We start from the raw sequence: 7,222 nt of genomic DNA, 5'->3' as shown, positions 1-7,222 counted from the left end.
TATATTTATAATAAATATATACAATAGAGATGTATCTAGATACAAAATGTCATTAAAATAAGAGGATAATTAAAATGAATAAGAATATTATAATTAAAAGCTTTGCAGCTTTAACGATTTTAACTTCTCTTGGCATAGGAAGTAGTCTTTCAGATCAATATCATTCAGTCGCAAAAGCAGAAAAAAATGTAATAGAAATTCATGATGCAACGGTCAGCCCATATAATGGTGTGGTTTCGTTTAGTCATGGGACAGGATTTGTAGTAGGTAATAATACGGTTATCACAAATAAACATGTGGTGAGTGGCCAAGGCAAAGATGCAGTGAAGAGAATCGGTGCGCATCCTACTGGATATAGTAGCAATGGTGGACACTATGATATATTAAAAATTATTCCATATCCAGGTAAGGAAGATTTAGCAATTGTGCATATTAGAGAAAGATCAGAAGAAGGATGGAACTTTAATGAAAAAACGCAGGCATTGAAATTAGCCGATCATGCCAGTGTCAATGAAAGAATTTCAATTATGGGCTATCCAAAACCTGATAAACATGGTTATAACTTATTACAATCATTTGGTAAAGTATTATCTATAGAAGGAACTGGTATGACAATTGACGCTTATCCGGAGCCGGGGAATTCTGGTTCTGCAATTATAAATGAGAATGGTGAAGCAGTAGGTGTATTTTACGCTGGAGATATTAAAGATTCACCCGAAAGAAAAGGATATGGCGTTTACTTTACACCTGAAATTAAAAAATTCATCCAAGAAAACATACAAAAGTAAGCAAACATAAAGTTGTTTCATCGTTTTTAATAATCACCCTAGAATTTACGACTTAGACTCAATCGTAAGAGATACTTATAAAATAAGAGAACCTTCCATCTCGTATAAAAACATTTACCCCTTAACCCATAAAAAGTATATAAATATAAAACAATAACGACGATATAAAGAGAATGTCGTTATCGATTAAAACATAAACTGAAAAAAGGATATTCATCCTCCAATTTAAACTGTGTAAGTAGAGCGCACCGACTCTACTTCGCAGTTTATTTTTTAGGTTAAAATATAGTACAGTCGATGCATCATTAATGATTTTTCGATTGCCGTTTTAAAATAATGGTAACAAACTTGGTTACTAAAGAAGTTTGGATTGTTTTTACGCTGGGGGTATTCCGAAAAATAAGTAAAAAAATGCGACTGGAAAAACGATAAGGATACTCAAGCTTGATAAGACGGTGCTAATCATCCACGTTTTTCTATTTTTTTGGTTCATAACCCATAAAATGACTGAAAGAACGAACACTATTAATGAAACTTGAAAATAAATAGAAAGAATATCGCCACCCTCATAATTTAAAAATGGAATAGGAATGAATAATAACAATATGAGAAAAGTGTTACTTAATAAATGAAAACTATACATTGCTTTTCTCATGACAAAACGCCACCACCTTTAATTAAAATCATTTAGAGCTTATTAATAGGCTACATGAATTGATGAAAAATAAAAAGACTCGCAAGGGATAAGCGAGTCTTTTCGTATAGATTATTTGAAGAAAGATAAGAAACTGTTAAAAACACTTTTTACTTTTTGAGCAGTTTCAACTGCAGTGATTGCTGTTTGTACTGCTTTAGGGTTTTGATATAACGTGTGTAACACTCTACCTGTATTGATACTGCTAGTTACAAAATTGCTTGTTTTTGCATAAGCTTTGTAAAATGGGTTATACTCATCTTCAATTTTAATAGGATCAATATATGCACGAGTACTTTCTTTATTCAACAATCCTAATACAGCAATATCAATTGTATCTTTATACTTAAAATATAATTCCGAATAATGTTTTGCATTATTGTATTTTTCTGTAATACTATTATATGAATCTGTTATATATTTTTGAACTTTATTCGCACTGTCTTTGATGTAAGTGTAACCATCTTCAAATGGACGTTTGAAATCATTCCATAAGTCTGTCCAAGTTGATTTTGAAGGTGCTTCAACTTGAGGTGTAGATGGTACTGAAGGTTGAGAAGGTGTAGCTTGGTTTTGACCTTGATTTTGAACTTCAGGTTTTTGTACCTCAGGTGTTTTCACTTCAGGTGCTTTTTGTTCTTTTTGCTCTTCAACTTTCGGTGCTTGAGGTTTATCTTCTTTTTGCTCTTCAACTTTTGGTGTTGGCGCTTGAGGTTTTTGTTGTTCTTCTTTTACTTTAGGTTTATCTTCTTTTTTCTCTTCTACTTTCGGTACTTCAGGTTTTTGTTCTTCTTGTTGAGGTTGCTCTTGCCATTTTTCTTCCCAATTTTCTGGCTCGATTTGTGGCTCAGCTGGTTTTGTTTCAGTTTGGTTTACAGATTCAACAAAAACTTTTTGAGCTGCATCTGGGTTTTCTTTGATTTCTGAGATGTAACGATCACGTTGTTCGTCAGTGATGTCTTCGTTATTTAAAATTTCATAGAAAGCGTTTTGTTGACCTACACGACGATCTGGACGTTGGCTGTCTTTAATTGATTCAGAGAATACGTTTTGTGCACTGTTTTTATCTTCATGTAATTGTTTGATGTATTGATCGCGTTGCTCTTCCGTAATACCATCCATATGTAATACTTGGTAAAATGCTTTTTGTTCTGGTGATACTTTTGCAGATTCAAAAGTTTGTGGTGGTAATGTAGTTTTTGAGTTTTCTTGAACTTGCTCGCTCGCGTCAGCTTGTCCGTTTGATACGATTGTTGCGATAGATACTGTAGCAACACCCATTAATAATTTAGCTATGTACTTGTTTTTCATAATTAATCCCTTTCATATTCAGTTTTTATTTGTTGTAAGCATTTAAAATATAGCATGCTTTTATATTGATTTAAATTAACTATTTCTTAATTGTTCATAAAAACAAATTAATATATTTTGGTTTTACTAGTGTGTTAAAAAGTAATGCAAAATCTTATCTTTTATTTTTTATGACTTGGAAAGCATTAATTATCTATAAAGAGAAATATAGAACATCTTCTGTTTAATGTTGTAATAAGTAATGTGATGTGGTACAATTCTTGAATGTGAGTAATGAAAATTATTCCTTGCTTATCATTTCATTGATAGGCCGTATAGACCACAAGGAGGTGCAAATATAAAATGAGAACATATGAAATTATGTACATCGTGCGTCCAAACATCGAGGAAGATGCGCGTAAAGCAGTAGTTGAACGTTTTAACGGAATTTTAGCTTCTGAAGGTTCTGAAGTATTAGAAACGAAGGACTGGGGTAAACGTCGTTTAGCTTACGAAATTGAAGACTTTAAAGATGGTTACTACAACATCGTACGTATTCAGTCTGACAATAACGTAGCAACTGACGAATTCCAACGTTTAGCTAAAATTAATGACGATATCATTCGTTACATCGTTGTCCGTGAAGACGAAGATAAGTAATAGAATAATAATGGGGGCGTGAAAATGCTTAACAGAGTCGTATTAGTAGGTCGATTAACTAAAGATCCAGAATACAGAACGACACCCTCAGGCGTAAGTGTAGCGACTTTTACTCTAGCGGTTAATCGTACGTTTACGAATGCGCAAGGGGAACGTGAAGCGGACTTCATTAACTGTGTAGTTTTTCGTAAACAAGCAGAAAACGTGAACAACTTTTTGTTCAAAGGAAGTTTAGCTGGCGTTGATGGTCGCTTACAATCACGCAGTTATGAGAACCAAGAAGGCCGACGTGTGTTCGTCACTGAAGTGGTGTGTGACAGTGTTCAATTCCTTGAACCAAAATCACAAAACCAACGTCACTCTAATCAAGGCAATGATTTCCAAAGCTATGGTCAGAGCTTCGGTGGGCAACAACAAGGTCAAAATTCGTCATATCAAAACAACAATCAACCCGCACATAACGATAATCCATTTGCGAATGCGAATGGTCCTATCGATATTAGTGATGATGATTTACCATTTTAATGAATTAGCGAACGTATAGAATCATTTTATAGTAAGGGAGGCACAAATCATGGCAGGTGGACCAAGAAGAGGCGGTCGTCGTCGTAAAAAAGTTTGTTATTTCACAGCAAACGGTATTACACATATCGACTATAAAGATACTGAGTTATTAAAACGTTTTATCTCAGAACGCGGTAAAATTTTACCACGTCGTGTGACAGGTACTTCAGCTAAATATCAACGTATGTTGACTACAGCTATTAAACGTGCACGTCATATGGCATTACTACCATTCGTTAAAGACGAAGCATAAGTGGCATAGACTAAGAACCCTGTCCTGTTCAAAGGATGGGGTTTTTAGCTATAATAAAAGTGAGTAGCACTGGGTGACTTGTGCCACTCACTTTTATTTTTAGAAGTATTAAAGTTTATTTTTACACATCATGATTTCATGCTGATATAAATGCGATAATTTTTAATTTAATATCATTTTTTGAAGATTTCATATAATAGGGTTTTGTCTCCCTAAGAAAACACCTCAAAATCCATTCAAATGAATTTTGAGGTGTTTTCATATTTGTTTTCTATCAAGTATCTACTTCAATTAAGTCAAATTGATTTGTGCCTTCAGCCTGTAAGAAAAGAAGCTCTTGGGGCAAGATTTCCAAAATAGTTTAGTTTATCAAATATTTTATACCCGTTATCCCTATATAATTATTTGCTATACGCTTTAATTGGATAATGATCGGAGTAATCATTATAAAAGTAAGTGTAAGGGAAAGCATAGACATGCCAGCTTTGTGCTTTTTCATCTACAGCTTTATTAACGAGTGTGCCGGGTTGCCGATGATCTTTATCTACAAATATATAGTCTAAATACTCGGATTGTGCATTTGGATAATTGTATTTTGCAATTGAGTTGGACTCTGGGTCCCATGTGCTCGTATGTCCAGTGAAGCTTACATCATTAACATTTAAATTTCTAAGCATGTCTTGATACTCACTTGAACCTTTATTAACATTTAGATCCCCGCCAATGTAGACCACTTCATCTTTTGGTATGTTTTTATTTTTTACGAATGTACTGATTTCATTCATTTGTTCAGCTCGAATCTCTCTGTCATAGCCTGTTCCACATCTGCTATCCTCGGCTTGTGTATGAGTACCGATAACATGAACATTTTTACCTTCTTTTTCAATTTTCGTGTATACAAATCCTTTATTGCTATCATTATCAAAACCACAACCGCGTCGAAATACATGCTGTATTCTTTCTTTTATTGGATATTTACTTACAATTGCCACCCCTCCATCTTCAAGGACAGTACTAGAGTAACTTCCTTCTGTGCTATCCCATCCAGATCTAGAGCGACCTAGAACGCCAGTTTGATGTGGGTATTCATTTTTAAGATTATTTAAGAGTTGGTTTGATGCACCGTTATCAAATGCCTCATTTAAAATAACAACATCATTACCTTTTATGTAAAAAGATTGAGAAATTAAATCAGCGCGAATATATTGCCCCCAGTTAGGATACAATGATGTTGGAAGCATATAGACATTGTGACTTGCTAATTTTAATTCATTATTGTTAGGTGCTTTGGCAGCGTGTGCTGTAGGGTGTGCAGTAATACCTAATAGAATGAGATGGGCTAAAATGATTGATGTGAATGCTTTAGTTTTTTGTAATTTCTTCATTTTTATCACTCCTTTGCACATTATTATAGCGTTATAAAAAGTAAAAAAGGTTGAACTCGTTTTTAACTTTAGTTAAAAAAATATTAACTTATAATTATTCGTATTTAACTTATTATTTTTGAATCAATTGAGTTTAATTAAATTTCAAAGCATGACTTAAATTTTAGAAGGTAAAAGTGAATGATTACGCAACTATGTCTAGAGTATAAGTCTGTTATGTAGAGGGAATTTTATTATTAAATGTGGTCAGTGTTTGAGGCAGATGAAGCTCTCTAGCGTTAGGAGAATCAAACATAAAATGCAGGAGGGGACTGGATTGCATAAGTCTGCTAAGACAAGTTTTTAATCCGAGTCCCGTTTCTTCATTATTATAAGCATTCGCGTTAGAAAGCGTTTTTAATTTGAGTAGCGAATGGATTAGGAAATAGAGTGTCGTTTTTCATAAAAGTGATTAACGCCATTTAATATAATGCCTAATAAAATAATTGCTGATGAAATCAATGTGAGACGCTTGTAATCGAATCCAGACTCTAATAGTAAAGAACCGATGACGGCGCCTAAAAAATTGGCTAAATTAAAAACGGATGCAGCGACGGTACTAGACAATAAAGGTGCATCTTTTGCACTTAAAATCACTTTACTGTTCAACAATGGTGTTGTGCCAAATGTACCGAAACCAAATGCAAAACAAATGATTAATGCAAGTACAGCATTATGAACAGCGAAAACAAAAAAGAAAATCGTGATTAATAGCAATAGAAATGTGTAATAAAGATATTGCGTTAAACGTGGTTCAGGCACACTTCCAGTTGCTAAGTTTCCAATCACGCCACCTAATCCGAACATAAATAGGCAAACTGTTAGTCCTGTAGTACCGTAAGGCGCATATTGATGAAGAATTGGCTCCATAAATGTATAGGTTGTAAAGACACCAGAATAACCAAAGACAATAATAGAAATAATGATAAGCACATGCGGATTTTTAAATATTTTCAACTCGTTTTTAACATTCACTTCAGAACTCAAAGTAATGTCAGGTGTGTATTTTAGTAAACCTATTAATGTGATCAATGCTAATCCAATCATAATCACAAAGACAATTCTCCAATTTGACAAGCCACCAAAAAATGAACCAAATGGGACACCAATCATCACAGCAATTGTGAGACCTGCTTGAACTAAAGCGATGGCGTGTGTTTTTTTCTGAGGAGGTACAATGGCTGAAGCTACACTCATACATACACCAAAAAATGGAGCGTGCATAGATGCAGATAATAGTCTTGAAATGAGCAACACATTGAAGTTAGGTGCAAGTGCAGCGATGATATTGCTGACAATAAAGATTACAATTAATATAGGTAGCAGTCTTTTTGCTTGGAATTTTAATGTTAAAATTCGCATAATAGGACCGATTAACGCGACACTTATCGCATAAACGCTAATTAATAATCCAGTAGTAGAGATTCGAACATTCATATCTGCTGAGATTTGAGTCAATAGACCTGTCACTACGTATTCGGCCATACCTACAGTGAAAGTTCCTATCATAAAAAATAGAAAGAGTGTTTTTTGACGCATCGTTTGTCCC

At 34.0% G+C, this 7,222-nt stretch carries 7 protein-coding genes; 4 read left to right on the top strand and 3 right to left on the bottom strand.

Annotated elements, in window-relative coordinates:
• Positions 1 to 74 precede the first annotated feature (74 nt).
• Positions 75 to 788 carry a S1 family peptidase gene (locus C1H58_RS10995; RefSeq protein ID WP_165546181.1) on the top strand — a complete coding sequence of 238 codons (714 nt, stop codon included), beginning with the start codon at positions 75 to 77 and terminating at the stop codon, positions 786 to 788.
• Positions 789 to 1,554: 766 nt separating this feature from the next.
• Here the strand turns inward: C1H58_RS10995 and C1H58_RS10990 are convergent.
• The gene (locus tag C1H58_RS10990; RefSeq protein ID WP_165546180.1) at positions 1,555 to 2,793 is read right to left on the bottom strand and encodes a B domain-containing protein; all 1,239 of its coding nucleotides are present in this window, start codon (positions 2,791 to 2,793) and stop codon (positions 1,555 to 1,557) included.
• A 342-nt stretch (positions 2,794 to 3,135) separates the two neighbouring features.
• Between C1H58_RS10990 and rpsF the strand changes: the two genes are divergently transcribed.
• Genes rpsF through rpsR form a run of 3 tightly spaced genes read left to right on the top strand, consistent with a single transcriptional unit; the run spans position 3,136 to position 4,249 of the window.
• Positions 3,136 to 3,432, top strand: a complete 297-nt coding sequence (gene rpsF / locus C1H58_RS10985) for a 30S ribosomal protein S6 (protein WP_050331885.1) — start codon at positions 3,136 to 3,138, stop codon at positions 3,430 to 3,432.
• A gap of 24 nt (positions 3,433 to 3,456) precedes the next feature.
• On the top strand, positions 3,457 to 3,957 hold the full coding sequence (gene ssb, locus C1H58_RS10980; RefSeq protein WP_050331884.1) for a single-stranded DNA-binding protein: 501 nt from the start codon (positions 3,457 to 3,459) through the stop codon (positions 3,955 to 3,957).
• A 49-nt stretch (positions 3,958 to 4,006) separates the two neighbouring features.
• A complete protein-coding gene (gene rpsR / locus C1H58_RS10975; protein WP_014614919.1) occupies positions 4,007 to 4,249 on the top strand; it encodes a 30S ribosomal protein S18 in 243 nt (80 codons plus the stop codon).
• A gap of 401 nt (positions 4,250 to 4,650) precedes the next feature.
• Here the strand turns inward: rpsR and sph are convergent, their stop codons facing one another.
• Together sph and C1H58_RS10965 are read right to left on the bottom strand one after the other, a co-directional pair.
• Entirely contained in the window at positions 4,651 to 5,634 is a 984-nt protein-coding gene (sph, locus tag C1H58_RS10970; RefSeq protein WP_165546179.1) for a sphingomyelin phosphodiesterase, read from the bottom strand.
• A 417-nt stretch (positions 5,635 to 6,051) separates the two neighbouring features.
• Positions 6,052 to 7,212, bottom strand: coding sequence for an MFS transporter (locus tag C1H58_RS10965; RefSeq protein WP_165546178.1), 1,161 nt, complete (start codon positions 7,210 to 7,212; stop codon positions 6,052 to 6,054).
• Positions 7,213 to 7,222: the final 10 nt, after the last annotated feature.

The organism is Staphylococcus sp. 191, assembly GCF_011174885.1.
Taxonomy (GTDB): Bacteria; Bacillota; Bacilli; order Staphylococcales; family Staphylococcaceae; genus Staphylococcus; species Staphylococcus coagulans.
This window is presented reverse-complemented; position numbering and strand designations above follow the sequence as displayed.